Annotated in this window: 16 protein-coding genes and 1 tRNA gene; 10 read left to right on the forward strand and 7 right to left on the reverse strand. The window is 42.5% G+C overall.

Features of this window, described 5'->3' with window-relative positions; translation table 11 throughout:
* Positions 1–407: 407 nt before the first annotated feature.
* Together remA and gmk are read left to right on the forward strand one after the other, a co-directional pair.
* Entirely contained in the window at positions 408–674 is a 267-nt protein-coding gene (remA, locus tag V7K67_RS16805; protein WP_179067570.1) for an extracellular matrix/biofilm regulator RemA, read from the forward strand.
* A gap of 434 nt (positions 675–1,108) precedes the next feature.
* Positions 1,109–1,708 carry a guanylate kinase gene (gmk, locus tag V7K67_RS16810; protein WP_334731925.1) on the forward strand — a complete coding sequence of 200 codons (600 nt, stop codon included), beginning with the start codon at positions 1,109–1,111 and terminating at the stop codon, positions 1,706–1,708.
* A 169-nt stretch (positions 1,709–1,877) separates the two neighbouring features.
* Here gmk and V7K67_RS16815 read toward each other — a convergent pair whose 3' ends face one another.
* The 3 genes from V7K67_RS16815 to V7K67_RS16825 all read right to left on the reverse strand — a co-directional run bounded on the left by V7K67_RS16815 (position 1,878) and on the right by V7K67_RS16825 (position 3,610).
* A complete protein-coding gene (locus tag V7K67_RS16815) occupies positions 1,878–2,399 on the reverse strand; it encodes a photosystem I reaction center protein subunit XI (RefSeq protein ID WP_334731910.1) in 522 nt (173 codons plus the stop codon).
* Positions 2,400–2,926: 527 nt separating this feature from the next.
* The gene (psaJ, locus tag V7K67_RS16820) at positions 2,927–3,076 is read right to left on the reverse strand and encodes a photosystem I reaction center subunit IX (RefSeq protein WP_179067568.1); all 150 of its coding nucleotides are present in this window, start codon (positions 3,074–3,076) and stop codon (positions 2,927–2,929) included.
* 39 nt (positions 3,077–3,115) lie between these two features.
* Positions 3,116–3,610 carry a Photosystem I reaction center subunit III gene (locus V7K67_RS16825; protein ID WP_334706266.1) on the reverse strand — a complete coding sequence of 165 codons (495 nt, stop codon included), beginning with the start codon at positions 3,608–3,610 and terminating at the stop codon, positions 3,116–3,118.
* Between the two features lie 276 nt (positions 3,611–3,886).
* On the opposite strand from V7K67_RS16825, the gene tsaD reads away from it, so the two are divergent.
* Positions 3,887–4,936: a tRNA (adenosine(37)-N6)-threonylcarbamoyltransferase complex transferase subunit TsaD gene (tsaD, locus tag V7K67_RS16830; RefSeq protein ID WP_334731911.1), complete on the forward strand. Its 1,050-nt coding sequence runs from the start codon at positions 3,887–3,889 to the stop codon at positions 4,934–4,936.
* Positions 4,937–4,997: 61 nt separating this feature from the next.
* Here tsaD and V7K67_RS16835 read toward each other — a convergent pair whose 3' ends face one another.
* From V7K67_RS16835 to V7K67_RS16850, 4 genes are all read right to left on the reverse strand, one after another.
* A complete protein-coding gene (locus V7K67_RS16835) occupies positions 4,998–5,909 on the reverse strand; it encodes an alpha/beta fold hydrolase (RefSeq protein ID WP_334731912.1) in 912 nt (303 codons plus the stop codon).
* A gap of 130 nt (positions 5,910–6,039) precedes the next feature.
* Positions 6,040–6,759 carry a hypothetical protein gene (locus tag V7K67_RS16840; protein ID WP_012410214.1) on the reverse strand — a complete coding sequence of 240 codons (720 nt, stop codon included), beginning with the start codon at positions 6,757–6,759 and terminating at the stop codon, positions 6,040–6,042.
* 304 nt (positions 6,760–7,063) lie between these two features.
* The gene (locus V7K67_RS16845; RefSeq protein WP_335167569.1) at positions 7,064–7,471 is read right to left on the reverse strand and encodes a zinc ribbon domain-containing protein; all 408 of its coding nucleotides are present in this window, start codon (positions 7,469–7,471) and stop codon (positions 7,064–7,066) included.
* 86 nt (positions 7,472–7,557) lie between these two features.
* On the reverse strand, positions 7,558–7,815 hold the full coding sequence (locus V7K67_RS16850) for a recombinase family protein (RefSeq protein ID WP_334731926.1): 258 nt from the start codon (positions 7,813–7,815) through the stop codon (positions 7,558–7,560).
* Positions 7,816–8,384: 569 nt separating this feature from the next.
* Here V7K67_RS16850 and V7K67_RS16855 point away from each other — a divergent pair.
* The 7 genes from V7K67_RS16855 to V7K67_RS16885 all read left to right on the forward strand — a co-directional run bounded on the left by V7K67_RS16855 (position 8,385) and on the right by V7K67_RS16885 (position 17,761).
* Positions 8,385–8,936, forward strand: coding sequence for a GNAT family N-acetyltransferase (locus V7K67_RS16855; protein WP_334706260.1), 552 nt, complete (start codon positions 8,385–8,387; stop codon positions 8,934–8,936).
* 305 nt (positions 8,937–9,241) lie between these two features.
* Positions 9,242–9,315, forward strand: a tRNA-Pro gene (locus tag V7K67_RS16860).
* A gap of 607 nt (positions 9,316–9,922) precedes the next feature.
* Complete coding sequence (locus tag V7K67_RS16865) at positions 9,923–10,729, forward strand: Tic22 family protein (protein ID WP_335167571.1); 807 nt, start codon at positions 9,923–9,925, stop codon at positions 10,727–10,729.
* 25 nt (positions 10,730–10,754) lie between these two features.
* Complete coding sequence (prmC, locus tag V7K67_RS16870) at positions 10,755–11,645, forward strand: peptide chain release factor N(5)-glutamine methyltransferase (protein WP_334731915.1); 891 nt, start codon at positions 10,755–10,757, stop codon at positions 11,643–11,645.
* Positions 11,646–12,776: 1,131 nt separating this feature from the next.
* Positions 12,777–14,141: an aminotransferase class I/II-fold pyridoxal phosphate-dependent enzyme gene (locus V7K67_RS16875; protein ID WP_334731916.1), complete on the forward strand. Its 1,365-nt coding sequence runs from the start codon at positions 12,777–12,779 to the stop codon at positions 14,139–14,141.
* 136 nt (positions 14,142–14,277) lie between these two features.
* Complete coding sequence (locus V7K67_RS16880; protein ID WP_335167573.1) at positions 14,278–16,161, forward strand: fatty acyl-AMP ligase; 1,884 nt, start codon at positions 14,278–14,280, stop codon at positions 16,159–16,161.
* Positions 16,148–17,761, forward strand: a complete 1,614-nt coding sequence (locus tag V7K67_RS16885; RefSeq protein ID WP_335167575.1) for an acyl-CoA dehydrogenase family protein — start codon at positions 16,148–16,150, stop codon at positions 17,759–17,761. Before V7K67_RS16880 ends, V7K67_RS16885 begins: the two co-directional genes overlap by 14 nt.
* The last annotated feature ends 1 nt before the right edge of the window (position 17,762 follow it).

Below are 17,762 nucleotides of genomic sequence, written 5' to 3' on the forward strand. Positions count from 1 at the left end.
ATTCTCTTGATTCGTCATCCATCCAGAATTTGTTTTGACAAGAGTAAAAAATCAATTCCAGATGCAATCCTTATCCCCCGCTCACAACCCCCACCTTATGAGTACATTGAACGCGAACAGCGTCTGTCTGCGACACGCTGCGCGAACGCAGAGAAGGTGGGGACTTCCGCGACACGTTAAAACAAAATAAATGTACATCATCTAGATAGCTTGTATCAGTGGAATTGCACCTATATCTTTAGGAAGATTTTCAGGAAAAATAGCTGATAAATAGCTAAAAAAAGCAGACATTATTTAAAAACACAGACTGGCTTGAATTTAAGCGTTGTAACTCCTGTTTTTTGGCGATAACATGAGTATAAGTTTATTTCAAGCTTCTCAAACCGCGTTTAGCGTCAGTTTTTTTTATGGACATTCAGTTAATCAACATTGGCTTTGGTAACATCGTGTCTGCCAACAAAGTAGTTGCCATTGTCAGTCCAGAGTCTGCCCCAATTAAGCGGATTATTACCGAAGCACGGGACAAAAATCAACTGATTGATGCAACTTACGGTCGTCGGACTAGAGCTGTAATTATCACTGATTCCAACCACGTAATTCTGTCAGCGATTCAGCCGGAAACGGTAGCAAATCGCTTTGTAATTTCCCGCGATCATCAAACTGTAGATAATTGACTAGTATTCGACCAACCCAAAATTGCTGAGTGAGGGTGGGGAGAGACGCGATTAATCGCGCCTGTACTAGGGAGTAGGGAAAAGTTCTTTTGTTTTGTTAAATTTTTGGATACCTAGCAAAGTTGCTTTGGTGGACTACTAAGGAACGTGGATTAAATAAGATGCAAAACTTCATCCTGTCTCACGATCCCTCTCCAATATATCGGAGAGGGATTGAGGGTGAGGTAAACCAGGGACATAAATTATATGTTATTTAATTCTTATTCCTAACAGTGGATTAACAATCCCACTTCCATTTGCACCGTATCGGCGTACTGTATGAATTAGACAGGTTTTCTGTCACTCTTGTTACAAATTCTTTAGTCACTAGTGGACTTGGCCAGGAACACAAGACTAAAGAATAATATCTATTGATTGATTCACAGGTTGAAGGGATGATGCCAGTTTTACCCATCCAGAATAGTGCTACTACCGAAGAGTGCTTACATTTAGGCAGGTTAATTGTTTTAACTGGCCCCAGTGGGGTTGGTAAAGGCACTTTAATGCGATCGCTCCTAGAACGTCATCCAGAACTCTATTATTCTGTATCCGTGACGACTCGTTCTCCCCGTCCAGGAGAAATCGACGGCAAAAGTTATTACTTTATCAGCCGCAGTAAGTTTGAACAACTGGTTGCGGAAGGTGAATTTTTAGAATGGGCAGAATTTGCTGGTAACTATTACGGCACTCCCCGTGAAGCTGTACTTAACCAAATTAATTCTGGTAAGTTGGTGGTGCTAGAAATTGAACTAGAAGGAGCAAGACAAATTCGTGCTTCCTTCCCCAGTGGCTTCAGCATTTTTATATTACCGCCTTCCTTCGATGAATTAGAAAAACGGATACGCTCTCGTGCCCAAGACTCTGAAGAAGCGATCGCCTGTCGTCTACTCCGCGCCCAAGCAGAAATTCAAGCCGCAGGTGAATTTGATATTCAAATCGTTAATGACGATTTTGAGACTGCTTTAAATGATATTGAAGCGGTTTTGTTCAAATAAGTTAGGAGTTAGAAGTTAGGAATTAGGAGTTAAGAGTTAAGAGTTAGAAGTTATGAATTTCAACTCCTAATTACTACAGAGTGGATTTGAGACTTACTGTACTCTGATCCATCTTAGGAATTATGAATTTAAACTCCTAACTCCTAACTCCTAACTCCTAACTCTTAAATTAACCAAATAGACCTTGAATTAGTGCCAAATTACTAGTCAAAAAGTAAGCAACTACTGCACCACCAATGCCACCAATCAAGAAAGAACTGGCGAAGTTATTCCAGCTTTCTTTAGAATTAAAAGCATCTGCCGGAGGATTGGGTACGGTAACACTAGGAAGTGCTTTGGCAGGATTGCTACTGGCATACAGCGATAGACAAGCGGTGAGCAAAACAACCAAGCCGATAGCTCCCAGTAACCCAGCTAAGTTAGCATTAGCTGTGTCCCGCAGTGGGCCTAATTTGGCAAAGGGGCCAAATAGCAAATAACCATGAGCTTGACCAACTTCTAAACCGCGTCTGGCAGGAGTCAGACCTGGACGATAGGCAGGTAAATTATTAATGAACCCAGCGATCAATGGAGAAGAATTAACTGGGGTTTCTAGGTTGCCTAGCTGTGGATCGCCGAATGCGGGAAAAACAACTTCCCGATTTCTGGGATCGCCAGGGAGATTCTTTGATGCATCTACTGCTTGTGCCATATTTTACGTTCGCCTCTAAATTAAAATGGTGGCATTTTTATATTAATAATAATTGTAGCTAAAGATGTCTTTTAGCTAGGAAGTTTAGAAAAATTAATTTAGCTTGTTTAAAAACCGTGAAACTCGCGATCTGTAAACAGGATCACGAGTTTCAAAAAACTATTTTTGCCGCCTATTTTGGTGATAATTCGGCCTTTTGAAGCTGAATATATCAACTACACAATATTAGGGAAAAAACAAGACATTCATTAAACTGTCCTAAATCCCATTAGACCAGCAATTTTAGATTTCGGATTTTAGATTTTGGTGAAGCAGCGCGGTCTTCTCACATTGGGAGAGGCTGACGCCAACGCGGAGCGTCTCGTAAAGAAGGGGGTTTCCCCCATGAGCGACTGCTGTTGGCGCAGCGTTAGCGACGTTAGGAGCGTCACCCGAAGGGATTAAAAGAATTTTTCGGTTCATGCCCGATCCCTTGTGGGCAATGTCAATCCAAAATTGCAAATCTAAAATCCAAAATTGTTTGACACTTATGAAAGTGGGTGAAAAAGGAGGTCGGGGAAAAAGCGGTTGAATTCAATCAAGATACCTGCTGTGATCGTCAGCCAGATGGTAGCTGCCACAGGTGCCGTGGAAATGAATTTAATCAAATAAGATGATTGGTCGCCTTTGTCTGCCATGAATTTAGTCTCCTAAACGAATGAATTAGTTAAGCTGATTTAGCGTGGGGAAATGGGGATTTCTGAATCTTTGGCTGCTAATTTTCCAGAGAGAAATTCTTGGACTGCTGCTGCTGGCCAAGCAAAGCCTGACGCTATTAGGGGTAGTGCCAAACCAAGATCGATTTGGATTTCTTTTTGTTCAGCGTCAGATTCCTTTTTGATTGCTTGTAGATAGGCACGACCTACCCAACCAATCCAACCAGTAATATATAGAAACAGAATGCTAGGGATCAAAAAGTCACCAGCATGATCTAGACGACCATCAACAATCAAGTGAGGGTATCCTTCAGGACCGCACAGCGCCTGAGAATAACGCTCAAACCGCTTTTTCCCTGATTGGGGGTCAGCGGTGGTATTACGGGCATTAGCTGCTAGCTCTTGGAAAGCGGGATTGTCCTTGCACGGTGTCAAATTAGCTCCTAAAGCCTGCGCTGGGGGAGCAAAGTTGAACCAAAGACTAATCGCTAACATCAAAGCAAACAATCGTCGCATAGAGTTGTTTCCTTTTATTACAAAACAAGAAGTTTTTTGTACAAAACGAAGCGGCTTGTACAGTCTGTTTATTTGCATAACTAGGAAGTCATCATACTCTTGGGTGGGAACCGAGTAAAGTTTAAGTAAATAAAAGTTAAAGCTTCTCAACCAAAATTAGTGCTGAGTGCTGAGTAACGAGTGCTGAGTATAAGAATTGTTGTTGTAGGGTAGTAAAGAAGCAAGATTTTCTCTCCACCATTCAGGACTCAGGATTTAGGACTCAGCACTCAAGAAATGACAACCGTTTTAGCAATAGAAACCAGTTGTGATGAAACAGCCGTCGCAATTGTTAACAATCGTAAAGTTTGCAGTAGTATCGTAGCCTCACAAATTCTAGTCCATCAGCAGTATGGTGGGGTAGTGCCAGAAGTCGCGTCTCGCCAGCACTTGGAAACGATAAATGTTGCGATCGCACAAGCCCTAGAGCAAGCCCAACTAGACTGGGGAAAAATTGACGCAATTGCCGCCACTTGTGCCCCTGGACTCGTAGGAGCGCTATTGGTGGGGTTAACTGCTGCCAAAACCCTAGCGATGGTACACAACAAGCCATTTTTGGGAGTTCATCACCTCGAAGGTCACATTTACGCAACTTACTTGAGCGAATCAACTTTAAATCCCCCTTTCCTTAGCTTACTGGTTTCAGGCGGACATACAAGCTTGATTTATGTCAAAGATTGTGGTAATTACGAAACCCTGGGACAAACCCGTGATGATGCAGCCGGTGAAGCCTTTGATAAAGTGGCGCGATTGTTAAAGCTAGGTTATCCCGGTGGCCCAGTGATTGACAAGTTGGCACAACAGGGGAATCCTCAAGCCTTTGCTTTACCAGAAGGAAAAGTTTCTCTACCTGGTGGGGGGTTTCATCGTTATGACACGAGTTTTAGTGGGTTAAAAACGGCTGTATTGCGTTTAGTGCAGCAATTAGAGAAAGATGGGGGACAAGTACCAGTAGCAGATGTAGTAGCTAGCTTTCAGGATACCGTAGCGCGATCGCTAACCAAAAGAGCGATCGCCTGTGCCCTAGACTATGGTCTAGACACAATCGCCATTGGTGGCGGTGTAGCAGCTAATAGCGGCTTGAGAAAAAACCTCCAAGCCGCCGCCATTAAACACAACCTACGCGTCCTATTCCCTCCTCTAAAATTCTGTACCGATAACGCCGCCATGATTGGCTGTGCGGCCGCTGACCATCTATCCCGTGGTCATACATCCCCCCTCACACTAGGCGTTGAGTCTAGGTTAGGACTTACCCAGGTGATGAAATTGTATCAACCTATTGAGTAGTCAGTAGTCATTAGTCATTAGTCATTTGTAACTACTAATGACCAATGACTAATGACTCTTGCTATAGACTCTTGACTATCGATCGAATGAGATCAGCCACAGCATCCGGCTGTTCCAACATAGCCAGGTGTCCGCAATTAGGAATTTCCAGAACATTGTCACCACAATATTGAAACAGTCTGTGAAAGCTAGCTAAATGGCGCACATATTTGGGTTCCATAACCTTGTCTTCCGCACCAGCCAAAAAATAAACCGGCTGCTTCAGTTGGGATACTAGCTCAGGTAAACGATTGATTTCTTCTTCCGTTGTGGAGTCTAACAGAGTTCCCAGAGCCGCCTCTGGGTCAGCCACGACGAAATCAATTACCCGCTGACGTGCCCAATAGCGCTCCAAAGGACGAACCACACTAGCTCTGGTAAACAGCAAATCAATCAAAGGCACTTGGGACAGCCAGCGCGGACGGATTTGCAAAAATTTCTGACCCGCCGAGCGAAACTGCTCAAAGGCTTCTTTGAGGTAAATACCACCGCCAGCGTTGATACAGATAACACCTTTAACACACTCAGGTATTTGATCTGCTCCCCAAAGAGCGATCGTTCCACCCAATGAGTGACCAATTAACCAAGCGCTGGTAATATTTAGCTGTTTCAGAAGAACTGCTAAATCCTGAGCATAAACAGCAGGAGTATAAAGAGATTCCATTGGTGAGCCAACCGCACTACTGGAGACGGGCGTCAGGCTCAGAGACGTTTGTGTTCGACTAAAATCGGTTTTTATCTGAGATTGCGATTCACCAAAACCCCGCAAATCATAGGAAAGGCACTGCAAATCATCTGATAGGCGGGAAATCACAGGTTGCCAATATCCACGGCTATTTAGCCAACCGTGGATAAATACTAAAGCATGGGGGCAGGAGGTGGGAGCCGTTAGCTCGTATGCGTGTGGAACGCCCAAGATTTCGATAGTTGCCATACTTATATCGTACCCTTAAGGGCGAGTGCGACTAAATACGGAATAGGAAGAGAGTTAGAAGTTAGGAGTTAGGAGTGAGGAGTTATTAATTTTTAACTCATAACTCATAACTCATAACTCCTCACTTTTTTTATTTACCCAGCAACCTCTGTCGTACCCCTTCAGCAATTTTGTGACCTAGATATTCAGGGATGAGACTTTCATTCGGCCCCAACAAGTAGAGAATTAGCCGTGTACGTCCGCGCCAAACCAGTAAATTGGCATTGACTACCAGAAGGTCTTCTTGCCAGATGGCGTACATCACTTTGTAGAATAATCCTGGTTGATTATCAGCTTCAATCACAAGGGCCGGGAGATGAAAGACCGGATCGACGTAGAACTCAGTTTGTACCTGCTCTAAACCAGTATCAAGATTGAATTCTACTGCCAACATCTCTTCTACCTCAAACCGACCTCCTAAAGCCTCGCGAATGGCACGACAGACATTTTCTGCGGTTTTCTCGGTCAAAGCTTTACTACCACGAGACACCAATAGTTTGATAAAAACTAACATTGGCGGACGGATCTGACCGTATAGACTTAGACCGTGGATAGTCAAACCATAAGCTGCTAGTACACCAAAAATATCGCTGAGGAGAAAAGACTGGTTGCGGTAAGCAAAATGCAAGGCACTTTTACTACCTTCCGGTTTCAGTTCAATCACAGCGCGTCTAGTTTTATAGAGACGGTAGGCTAGCCGCAAATTTTGCAGTTGAATTTCACTGCTGACGAATTGCTCATAAAACTGGGGAAACGCTCGGTTAAAGCGCTTTAGGAGTTCCAGTGTCGAAGATTTTAAACCAGAAGCCATTGTTAAGGGTAAGACTCGCTTGCTTTCGTCACCTGGGGACTGGGTGTTGGGGGCTGGGTGTTGGGGATTGGGGACTGGGGAGTAAAGAAGGGAATAGGGTACAGGTTACAGGGTACAGATTATTCCCTATAACCTGTCACCTGTCACCTCTCCCCTAGTCCCAATGCCCCATGCTCCATCCCTTGTATACAATACACTCCTAAGCTAACGTGCATTTAAGCACTATACGAGCAATTGCCAGGATTAAGTTTTTCCATTTTGAATTTTGAATTGTTTCTATCCGATACTTTTTTGCTAACTAATGCTAACAAATACATAAGTTAAGATTTTCTCTTAACCAAGGCGTATCAACCAATGCACGAAGAAAAATTCCTCGCGCACCATTCAAATCTCTATCCATAATATTATTTGCAGATAGAGATTTAATAGTTTTAGAACCGCCGAGATTTTTGACTATTTCGCCAGTCCAACTAACTGTTTTTGAGGTATAGGCTTCATTGACATCCAACACCACTTTTCTGTATTCAAAAGCTTTATGTTTGAGAAATTGTTTGAATTGATAGTGAGATAGAGTCAACATTTGCCTTACAGATTTACTCCTTATTCTTCTTTTTTCCTTTTTTGACATCTGAGATGTTTCAAAATTTGGTAAAAGAATTACATCGAAGTTATCAACCAAAAACTTAGCTGTCTTTTTATGTAACTCAGACACCAGGTTTTTTATCTGGCCTCTTAATCGAGTTGCGGCTAGTTTTAATCTCTTCTTTTGTCTACATTTAGCTTGGGATATTTTACTGATTAACTTATCCAAATCAAAACAGAGTTCTGAAATAAATCTTGGGTGAGTTCGGTATTTGGGCAGTATGCAGTTGTGTCGAGAACCACGATTTGTCCACCGTTTTGTTCGACCATGTACTGTACAAGTTCAAATCCAAATCTTGCGAGTCTATCACGACAGGCAACAACAAGTGTGAACTTATCCCCGCGCAAAAGTCTGTCCAGTAAGGATTGCAGTCCTTTCCTTTGAAAGTTGATTCCTGAACCGATGTCTTTGATAGCGAAGCGTTAGCGACGTAAGGAGCCTCTGATTTCGGCTTCTGGGTAGAGGGATTGCATATAGACGATTTGTCTGTCAAGATCATCTCGCTGCTTTGTGGAACTAACTCGGCAGTAACAAATAATCGTAGCTCTACCTGAACTGCCATTGACGTAAGATTCAACGTCATAGAGTCTTTACCCTGCTGGGTTTTTAATGCTTTTGATTTTGCCTTCATCTGCATATCTCCTCAACGTATTTGGATGCAATCCCAGAAATTCGACCGCTTTTCTAAGTGGTATATATGCCATAGGTAAAATATAGCATAAGTGAGTAATAGTGAGCAAATGAATCACTGGCTATGAACCTTCCATTTTTGTGAATTTCCCCTACCTTTTACAACAAAATGCTAAAGTTGAAAATGATTGGTGTGAAACACGCTCTAACTTGCTGTTACCATTGCAAATCCCGAAAGCAACCGAAAAACTTTGAGTGTAAGGGGTAGTCAATGGGGATAGCTATGTTAAACGTGAATCAACACTCCTAAGAGTGGAAACCAATTCAGTTATACTACCCGAACCACGTTGGCATGGGTTTTTGGAAAACTTGGTTTAGTACTCCTGAATCTGTAGCGACAACTAGGACAAACCCCTTTGAAGAGCATACAGCGGGAACTGTGGGCAACTCCAGCCCCAGTGGCATTAGCGATGCTTCTGCAAAGGAGGCTCGGATCGTCTTTAGTACGGAACGAGACATTGACCTATATGAGCTAGAAGAACTCTGTGATGCAGTTGGTTGGTCACGTCGTCCTCTAAGAAAAGTAAAAAAAGCTATTGAGCATAGTTTTCTCGTCGCCTCAATGTGGCAGGTGAGAGGAAACCAAAAGCGGCTCATTGGTTTTGCCCGTGCTACTTCAGATCACGCTTTTAATGCCACTATTTGGGATGTGGTGGTTCACCCAGACTTTCAAAGTCAAGGATTGGGCAAGGCGCTGATGAAATACGTTCTCAAAAAACTTCGGAGTGAGGAAATTAGTAATGTCACTCTCTTCGCCGACCCCCATGTTGTAGATTTCTACCGAACGATGGGGTTTATGGCTGATCCAGAAGGCATCAAAGGTATGTTCTGGTATCCTCACTAGCGCTCAATCCAAATAAAACCCGATTAGCACAATAAAATCAGGTATAGTAGTACAAATCTATTATTTTGATTTGGTTTAACAAGGTTTAGCCGACGAACGAGCAAGTATATCTCTTGTAAAACTAAGTCGGCAGAAAACCCTTGATGATTCTATTGTAAGGATGTAATTTGGCTCGTCTTTGCAGAATATAAAAAATATTAAGCATAAGTCGTAATATTCTGATATAATTAGATTAATGCTTTTGTGAAAGCGCGATCGCTTTGATGGTAAGTTAAAACTAAACCAAAAAAGTAGATATATATAACCGGGATGTAGCGCAGCTTGGTAGCGCGCCTGCTTTGGGAGCAGGATGCCGCAGGTTCAAATCCTGTCATCCCGATTTAATTAGTATATTTAACAGCTAGGGCTGATTCACTAGAGTTTTTTTGTTAAGATATGCAATTAAATTGCATATTTTTACGGAAAAACTTGATTAGGCTGTTCTGCTGTTGCGTTGGCTATTGAAGCCTAATAGGCAAACTTACCCCTTAAGCAGTAAGATGCTTCTGACACTGAGCTTTGTATAAATTTGAGAATATACTATTAAACCAATCAGAGATGGAACGATTGATTAAGTAATAGCGTCACCCAATCTTAGAAAAAGCCGATAGAATGGCATTTATCGTCTCCAAAGTCCCAGAGATGGAGAGGCTTTTCACTTTTTGAAAAGATATATAACAGGCATCTACCGCATTTCGCGGTGAATAGCGAAGCAAAACTCAGAAAAACACAACGTTAACACAGCCAATTTGTGAAAACGATACCATAGCAAGCCTAAATAGTTGGGTAATATTGGATTTTGACCGTTGAGGCTTAACACTCAACCTCAACGCGCACAATGAATTTTTCACAATTCAAATAGATTGCTATATAACTAAAGCTAGTTGGTGCTGTGCAAATCCAACCATTTGTTTAATTTAATTGGACTATTGATGCGAGGAGCAGTCATGAAATCATTTATTCGCTTGGGCGCAACATTGAGTATAGCTGGCAGTGTATTTTTCACAGGGCTTTCAGGAATAGGCAATTTACCAGGAATGGGCAATCTAGAGGCGATCGCATTGCCACAAGATCAGGTAGTGAAAAAGCTCCAAGAAGTACCTGTGTTCACACTTACCAATCCCAAAGGCGAATTTGTAGTTCTTTCGAGAAATAACGCATCCAAGCCGATCTCACAAGTGGGATTTTTTATTAGCAAGCAAGATGCTCAAAAATTTCTTGACAATCGGCTCAAAAAAGAAAATCCCCAGTTGGCAAGCACCCTACAGGTTAGACCCTTGTCCCTGGCAGACTACTATAAAATAGTGCAAGAAAGCAAAAAGAAAGCAGACTCTGTGATTTATACTTTAGTGCCGACGCAACAGCAGGTAGCCTCGGCAACAAGTATGCTAAATCAAAATGGGAAAAAAGCGGAGCAATTCAATGGTATTCCCTTATTTGTACCCAAATTTAAGAAAGATAATAGCTATCTAACCATTCCCCTCGCAAAAGGTAGTGAGCGCTACATCCCTTTCTTTTTTGAGAAAGAGCAAGCAGTGGCTCTGTTAGACGAATTCAAAAAAGCCGTGCCAAAGGAAGCAGACAACACGGAAATTCAGGTGGTGGATTTGTACGGTGTTTTAGAGGCTCTCAATAGCAGCAACGATCCTAGTATCAATAAAATTGTTCTGTATCCATCGCAGGAGTCGATCAACTTTATTCGATCGCTGGCTCCGAACCAATCACCAGCTGCTGCGCCCGCCCCGAAAAAATAACGGTTATGCGCTCCAGGGTTGAGGTATGGGGGAGAAACATCTGATAGTTTCTGGTTTACAACTTTGGCAGTGGCGAAATGCAGCTATCCAAGCAGCGATCGCCACTGATGTTCCACCAATGGAGATAGATTGGCTACTTCTAGAGGTGGCTGGGTTAGACCGCTTGTCCCTGTGTTTAGAGTCTTTTAAAAACTGGCCGCAAATTCAGCTGCAATTGCCGCTAGAAGAATTAGAACAACTGTGGCAAAGGCGATTAAATGACCGCTTACCAGTGCAGTATATTACGGGAGTTACACCTTGGCGTAATTTTAAAATTGTAGTGTCAAGTGCGGTTTTAATTCCCAGACCAGAGACAGAGTGCTTAATTGATTTAGCTAAAGCATCTGCTAGCAATACTTCAGGACACTGGGCAGATTTGGGTACTGGCAGTGGAGCGATCGCACTGGGATTAGCAGATGTCTTGCCAAAAGCCACAATTCATGCCGTAGATTACAGTTTAGCAGCTCTAGCGATCGCTCAAGCCAATGCTGATAATTTGGGTTTTGCTGACCGGATTAAATTTTATCAAGGTTCCTGGTGGGAGCCACTGGCATTGTTAAAAGGTCAGTTTAGTGGTATCGTGTCGAATCCTCCCTACATACCCACCAGCACCTTACCTACTTTGCAACCAGAAGTAGTTAACCATGAACCACATCTAGCTTTGGATGGTGGCGCTGATGGCTTAGATTGCATTCGCCATTTGATAGAAATCTCCCCTAGTTATTTGCGATCGGGTGGCGTGTGGCTAATTGAGATGATGGCTGGACAGGCCGATGCGGTGCGAGAACTTTTGCAAAATCAAGGTAATTATTGCAATATTCAAATTCACGCGGACTTAGCTGGAATTGAACGCTTCGCCCTAGCCTATAGAAGTTAGGGTTTCCCTGACTCAATTTGGCTATCTCCATCTATTTGAATATCACTCTAATACCATCAATTGTATTGGCAATTCGTCGCAAATAATTATGTGCTTGTAGATATATCTAGCGAGATTCTGCATCTATATCTACCTATATATTTTATCTAAACGTTTTGTTTAACTACTATTATTTAGCTTCTGTTGATTGACAACAAAAGCTAAATAATGGTAGTTTTAATCTAGGATTGAAAATTCACCCTAATCCAAATTTCCAACACATCTAAAAAGATTTAGATATTGGTACGTTTAGAGCAAGAGGAAGCACTTTTAGTGGTTAATCTTTCATTAGAGAAGGGCATCTGTATTTATATGCCTTCTCTTCCAATTAAAATAATGTTTAAAGTTGAAAATTGGGTGCAATATTGGCCAACTGGCACTGCTCGTTAAATTAATATTACACAGCAATCTTAAATACTTTATAAAAACCGAGAAGAGTTTGAGTCTCTCTGATTTTATAATGCTCACACTTCAAATAAGATTGCTCTACATAGAAATTAATTGATGATATTTGCTTTAGTGAAATTAGTTTTAGCAGTTTTCTTGGTGTGCAAGTACTTTGTAAGCTACTGCATATAGATAAGGAATAAGAATTAAATAACATACAATTTATGTCCCTGGCTTACCTCACCCTCAATCCCTCTCCGATATATTGGAGAGGGATCGTGAGACAGGATGAAGTTTTGCATCTTATTTAATCCACGTTCCTAATAGGAAAAAGTGCTATAAATAGAGCCTTTCGTAAGATAAAAATTGCTTGTTATTCTCAATACCTTTACCAAAAAGGTAGATATTGCCTTTGCCAAAATAACGCTATGAAACTGTGTGATTGACTATTAGGTAAAAACGCATACTCAGAAAGTAGCGAAAAACTTATCTGCTGAACAGTTAATAATCGGATTCACGCAAGAGGTCTATTACTTAAAAGACTTAAGCGGTTAATTTGCTTTGCTAATACTAATTCTGTATGAAGATGCGCCAAACTACATGAGGAACGAACCGCCAAGGACGCCAAGAAAGAAAGAACATTTGGCGCAGCCTCACAAAGAAATGGTATAAAAACAGAAAAATAAATCTAGGTTAGAGTTCACAATGTTAAGTAAACAGACTAATAAATTTCCAGAAGATGTTAAGAATATATGGGCTGCACCTGATACCAGCAGCCATGCCGAGAATTTTTCCTTCAAAGATTTTTTCCCAACGATTGGTTCATCCTTAGCAGAGCGTGTGAAACCTTGCTCTAATTGGCTGCATACACCAAATCCCTCCATCGGCCCCAATGCTTGTATGCTGACCTATTTCCCTCGTGAGGTTCTTGGGCCAATTGAAAATCGAACTCTGATCAAAGATCCGCTCACTGATGAGATCAGGTCAATGCTGATGTTCGGATCAAATAATTACCTGGGATTGACCACCCATCCCTATGTTCGAGAAGCAGCAAAGCGAGCCATTGAAGAATTTGGTGTTGGTATGGGCGGGCCACCTCTACTCAATGGGATGAGCAGCATCCATCGGCAACTTGAAGCCCGTATTGCCCAGTTCAAAGGCGCTGAAGATGCTCTCCTTTTTGCCAGTGGATTTCAGGCACAGTTAGGGTGGGTCAATGGTCTGTTACGGGATGATGATGTTTTAATCTGTGACGAGTTAGGCCATGCCAGTCTATATGATGCCATTAAGCTTGTGTCTATGGGTTCCAGGGTTCGCGCTTTTAACTTCAAGCACAACGATTGTGACGACCTCGAACAGCGTCTCATCAAATGCAAGCAAGTTGGAGGAGCATCAAATCGATTAATCTATGTAGCTGTCGAAGGCGTATATTCGATGGATGGTGACTTAGCTCCACTCCCAGCAATTCGTGAGCTTTGTGACCATTACGGGGCTATTCTTGTCGTGGATGATGCACACGGCACTGGTGTCATGGGTAAAAAGGGCGGTGGCACCGATGAACACTTTGGTCTGAAAGGTCGAATTGATGTAACGATGGGGACTTTCAGTAAGGCATTGGGTGTCACAGGCGGCTTTATCGCTGCTAGTCGTGATGTAATCGAGTATCTGCGCTTTTTCGCTCGGTCTTATATGTTCTCGGCATCTTTGCCTGTTCCTGTTGTTGCAGCTGTCTTGGCAGGTCTGGATGTGATCGAGCGGGAGCCAGAGCGGATCAGTCAGCTTCGAGCCAATAGTGCTTATTTGTTGCAGCAACTCCAAAAGGCAGGATTCCAAGCCAATAGCGATTCTGCAATTATACCAGTCAGAATCCCGACGGAAGTCGAAATTCGCACTCTTGCCTGGAGATTTCACCAAGAAGGCATCTTTGTGAATTCGGTCGAGTACCCGGCTGTTCCCCTGAATGCTCAAAGACTCCGAATCAGTGTGATGGCAACCCATACACGTGAAGATTTAGATACATTTATTCACATTTTCCAAAAGTTGGATCGTGAATTAGGCATCATTTGGTAAATCGTTGACGGTTAGAGAGACGCGATAAATCGCCGTCTCTACTCTTAATTTATCCATCAATTATTTATTGACAGACTCGTAGCTGACAAACCCATACATACACATGACATCACTGTGTAAACTGTGAAATTGGCTTATGACAATTTGTTTGGCCGACCTCCAAAACCCTCTTGACAAATTTTCAACTTTAATAGATTTACTGAGCTACAGAGCTAAAAATCAGCCTGAGAAAACAGCGTATATATTTCTCCGAGATGGAGAAACTGAAGAAAATAGACTGACTTATGGAGAATTAGACCTACAAGCGCGATCGCTCGCTACCCATCTTCAGTCTTTAATATCTCCTGGCGAACGGGCTTTGCTGTTATATCCACCAGGTCTAGAGTTCATTAGCGCCTTCTTTGGCTGTTTATATGCGGGTGTAATCGCCGTTCCCGCTTATCCACCGCGAGCCAATATGAACTTGCTCAGGTTGCAGGCGATCGTTAAAGATGCTCAAGCCAAGGTAGTTTTGATCACAAAATCCTTGCTAACCAACCTGGAAAGCCACTTAGTCGAAAATCCAGAATTGGCAACTATGCGCTGGTTAAACACTGATTATATTGACACTAATCTCAGTGCAAATTGGCAAAAACCAAGGCTAGAGAGTGACACCCTGGCATTTCTCCAATACACTTCCGGCTCTACGGGAACGCCAAAGGGGGTGATGATCACTCATGGGAATTTGCTGTGCAACCAGAGATCCATCAAGATGGGTTTCGGACATACAGAGAAAACAATTTTTGTCGGTTGGTTGCCCTTATTCCACGATATGGGACTGATTGGGAATGTTTTGCAACCCCTGTATTTAGGTATACCGTCTATTTTGATGTCACCAGTAGCTTTCCTTCAGAAGCCTTTTTCCTGGTTGCAAGCTATTTCTCGTTACAAAGCCACGACTAGCGGCGGGCCAGATTTTGCTTATGATTTGTGCGTTCGCAAGATTACTCCTGAACAGCGTTCTAATCTTGATTTAAGTAGTTGGGAAGTCGCCTTCAATGGAGCCGAACCAGTCCGTGCCGAAACACTGGAGCTATTTGCTAACTATTTCGCTCCTTGTGGTTTCCGTCGGGAAGCATTTTACCCCTGCTACGGCATGGCTGAAGCGACTTTATTCGTTTCTGGAGGTTTAAAAACAGCTTCCCCCGTTCTCTACCAAGTTGAAGGAGCCGCCCTTGAGGAAAATCGGGTGGTGGCTACTGAATCTGAGGAAGGGACTAAAACAATTGTCGGCTGTGGTCGCACCTGGTTAGATGAAAAAATCGTCATTGTCGATCGCCAATCTTTAACTCAGTGTCCCCCTGGGAAGGTGGGAGAGATTTGGGTATCAGGTTCTTCTGTGGCTGGTGGCTATTGGAATCGACCAGGGCAAACTGAGGAAACTTTTCAAGGTTATCTGGCAGATAGACGAGAAGGGCCGTTTCTTTGCACGGGTGACTTGGGATTTGTGCAAGACGGCGAACTGTTTGTCACCGGACGACTAAAAGATGTGATTATCATCCGAGGACAAAATCATTATCCCCAGGATATTGAGTTAACAGTTCAAAAGAGTCATCCAGCATTGCGATCGCATTGTGGAGCAGCTTTCACTATAGAGCAGAAGGGACAACAGCGATTAGTCGTTATTCAAGAGGTAGAACGAACCTATTTGAGGCGATTGGATATTCAAGAAGTCGTCGGCAATATCACTGAAGCAGTTGTAGATCATCACGGTTTACAAGTATATGCCACAGTTTTGATTAAACCTGGCACTATTCCCAAGACATCTAGCGGGAAGATTCAGCGTTATGCCTGTCGGCGTGGATTTCTAGATGGCAGTTTGAATGTGGTAGCGCATTGTAGCGGAAATCTTCAGCATCAAGCCCAGTTTCAAAAGTTGGAAGTTGATGTTAACTCACTCTTAGTAAAAGTGCAGCAAGGTAATCCTGATTCTCAAACAGCGAATATTCAGGAGGACGCAAAAGCTAATGCAGTTCAATAGTCAAAGTCAGTCCTTAGAAAGTTCAAGTCGTCAACGTGCAGAGCAAGTCATCCATTGGTTACGTGACTATGCCCAAAGACGAATCAATTCTAGACTTATGGACGAGCGACGGTGTATAACGCCCCATGTCGTTCTAGACTTTGGCAAAAAAGGGTTATTGGGAATGATTGTGCCTCAATCATCTGGAGGTCTGGGCTTAAGTTACAGTGATACGTTGCAAGTGATGGAACAACTTGCAGCTATTGATCTCAACTTAGCTTCATTTGTTGGTGTAAACAACTTTCTGGGAATCTATCCAATTCTTAAATATGGTACACCTCAGATTAAAGAAACCTATCTCAAAAATTTAGCCGAAGGGAGAGATTTAGCAGCCTTTGCCATTACCGAACCATCTGCGGGATCTAATCCTAGAGGAATTAAAGCTGAAGCGCATCCAGATGGAAGTGGTGGGTGGTTACTTAGGGGTACCAAAATTTGGAGTGGTTCTGCATCTTGGTCAAGCGCGATCAATATTTTTGCTCATCTTGTAGATGAACAAGGCGAATCTTTGGGAATCACAGCATTTACCATCCCCGAAAATGCTCAAGGATTAAAGCAAGGTACTGAAGCTCTGACGATGGGAATGCGAGGTATGGTTCAGAATACTATTTACCTTGAGCAAGTAAAAGTCAATCATGAAAATGTTTTAGGCGAAATTGGTTCAGGTTTTGAAGTAGCTCAGGACGCAATGCAACTGGCGCGATTGGGAATTGCTGCCACCTGTATTGGCGGAATGAAACATTGTGCCCAACTCATGCTTCGTTATGCTAGCCGTCGCTCAATTGGTATAGAACGGCTCATAAATCAACAGATTACTTTACAACGTCTGAGTGATTTAACAGCAGCAATTAGTGCAGTTGAGTGCTTGGTAAAAAACATTGCAATATCCTTAGATGAAAGAAAACCTGTTCCTCCAGAAGCTTATCTTGTCGCTAAAATTATCGCACCCGAATTAATGTGGCAAGCAGCAGATAATCTTGTTCAACTGTTAGGTGGACGGGGTTATATCGAATCTAATATTGCGCCCCAAATCTTACGTGACGCTCGTTTGTTTCGGATTTTTGAGGGGCCGACTGAAACATTACAGATGCACTTGGGTTTATTAGCTTTATACCAGACACCTCAAGTCTGTTCATCTCTTAATGAGTTTCTGGGAGCAATAAAAATCAGTGAGCAATTGCAACAAACGGCGGAATATTGTGCTTCTTACCTCAAAAATAAAAACCTATCTCGGAGCAGTAATAAGAAATTCAGTAAAATATTATCCCAAAAGTTGGGTGATGTAGCGGCATGGGCATTTGTGCTTGCTTGCATACAAAAATCATATCAAAGTGAACCAACAGATGAATTAAAACGTGTCGAAAGGTGGGGTCAACAATATTTTCAGGCAAAGATAGCTTATGCTCTTGCAGAAAATCTCTATGAGCAGACCTTAATAGATACTAATCGTGTGGAAAATTTGATTAATCAGTATGCAGAAATAATTGGTGATATCGAGCAAAATTTAGCTGGGGAAGAAGATGATCTGGATGAATATCTCTGTAAAAAAGCCCAATTTTAAA

The organism is Nostoc sp., assembly GCF_036917155.1.
Lineage (GTDB): Bacteria > Cyanobacteriota > Cyanobacteriia > Cyanobacteriales > Nostocaceae > Nostoc.

Coding starts and splice junctions, on each gene's coding strand:
- V7K67_RS16885 (WP_335167575.1), top strand. CDS start 16,148: ATGCAGTTCAATAGTCAAAGTCAGTCCTTAGAAAGTTCAAGTCGTCAA.
- remA (WP_179067570.1), top strand. CDS start 408: ATGGACATTCAGTTAATCAACATTGGCTTTGGTAACATCGTGTCTGCC.
- V7K67_RS16880 (WP_335167573.1), top strand. CDS start 14,278: ATGACAATTTGTTTGGCCGACCTCCAAAACCCTCTTGACAAATTTTCA.
- gmk (WP_334731925.1), top strand. CDS start 1,109: ATGATGCCAGTTTTACCCATCCAGAATAGTGCTACTACCGAAGAGTGC.
- prmC (WP_334731915.1), top strand. CDS start 10,755: ATGGGGGAGAAACATCTGATAGTTTCTGGTTTACAACTTTGGCAGTGG.
- V7K67_RS16855 (WP_334706260.1), top strand. CDS start 8,385: ATGGGTTTTTGGAAAACTTGGTTTAGTACTCCTGAATCTGTAGCGACA.
- V7K67_RS16840 (WP_012410214.1), bottom strand. CDS start 6,759: ATGGCTTCTGGTTTAAAATCTTCGACACTGGAACTCCTAAAGCGCTTT.
- V7K67_RS16825 (WP_334706266.1), bottom strand. CDS start 3,610: ATGCGACGATTGTTTGCTTTGATGTTAGCGATTAGTCTTTGGTTCAAC.
- V7K67_RS16835 (WP_334731912.1), bottom strand. CDS start 5,909: ATGGCAACTATCGAAATCTTGGGCGTTCCACACGCATACGAGCTAACG.
- V7K67_RS16815 (WP_334731910.1), bottom strand. CDS start 2,399: ATGGCACAAGCAGTAGATGCATCAAAGAATCTCCCTGGCGATCCCAGA.
- V7K67_RS16875 (WP_334731916.1), top strand. CDS start 12,777: ATGTTAAGTAAACAGACTAATAAATTTCCAGAAGATGTTAAGAATATA.
- V7K67_RS16865 (WP_335167571.1), top strand. CDS start 9,923: ATGAAATCATTTATTCGCTTGGGCGCAACATTGAGTATAGCTGGCAGT.
- psaJ (WP_179067568.1), bottom strand. CDS start 3,076: ATGGCAGACAAAGGCGACCAATCATCTTATTTGATTAAATTCATTTCC.
- tsaD (WP_334731911.1), top strand. CDS start 3,887: ATGACAACCGTTTTAGCAATAGAAACCAGTTGTGATGAAACAGCCGTC.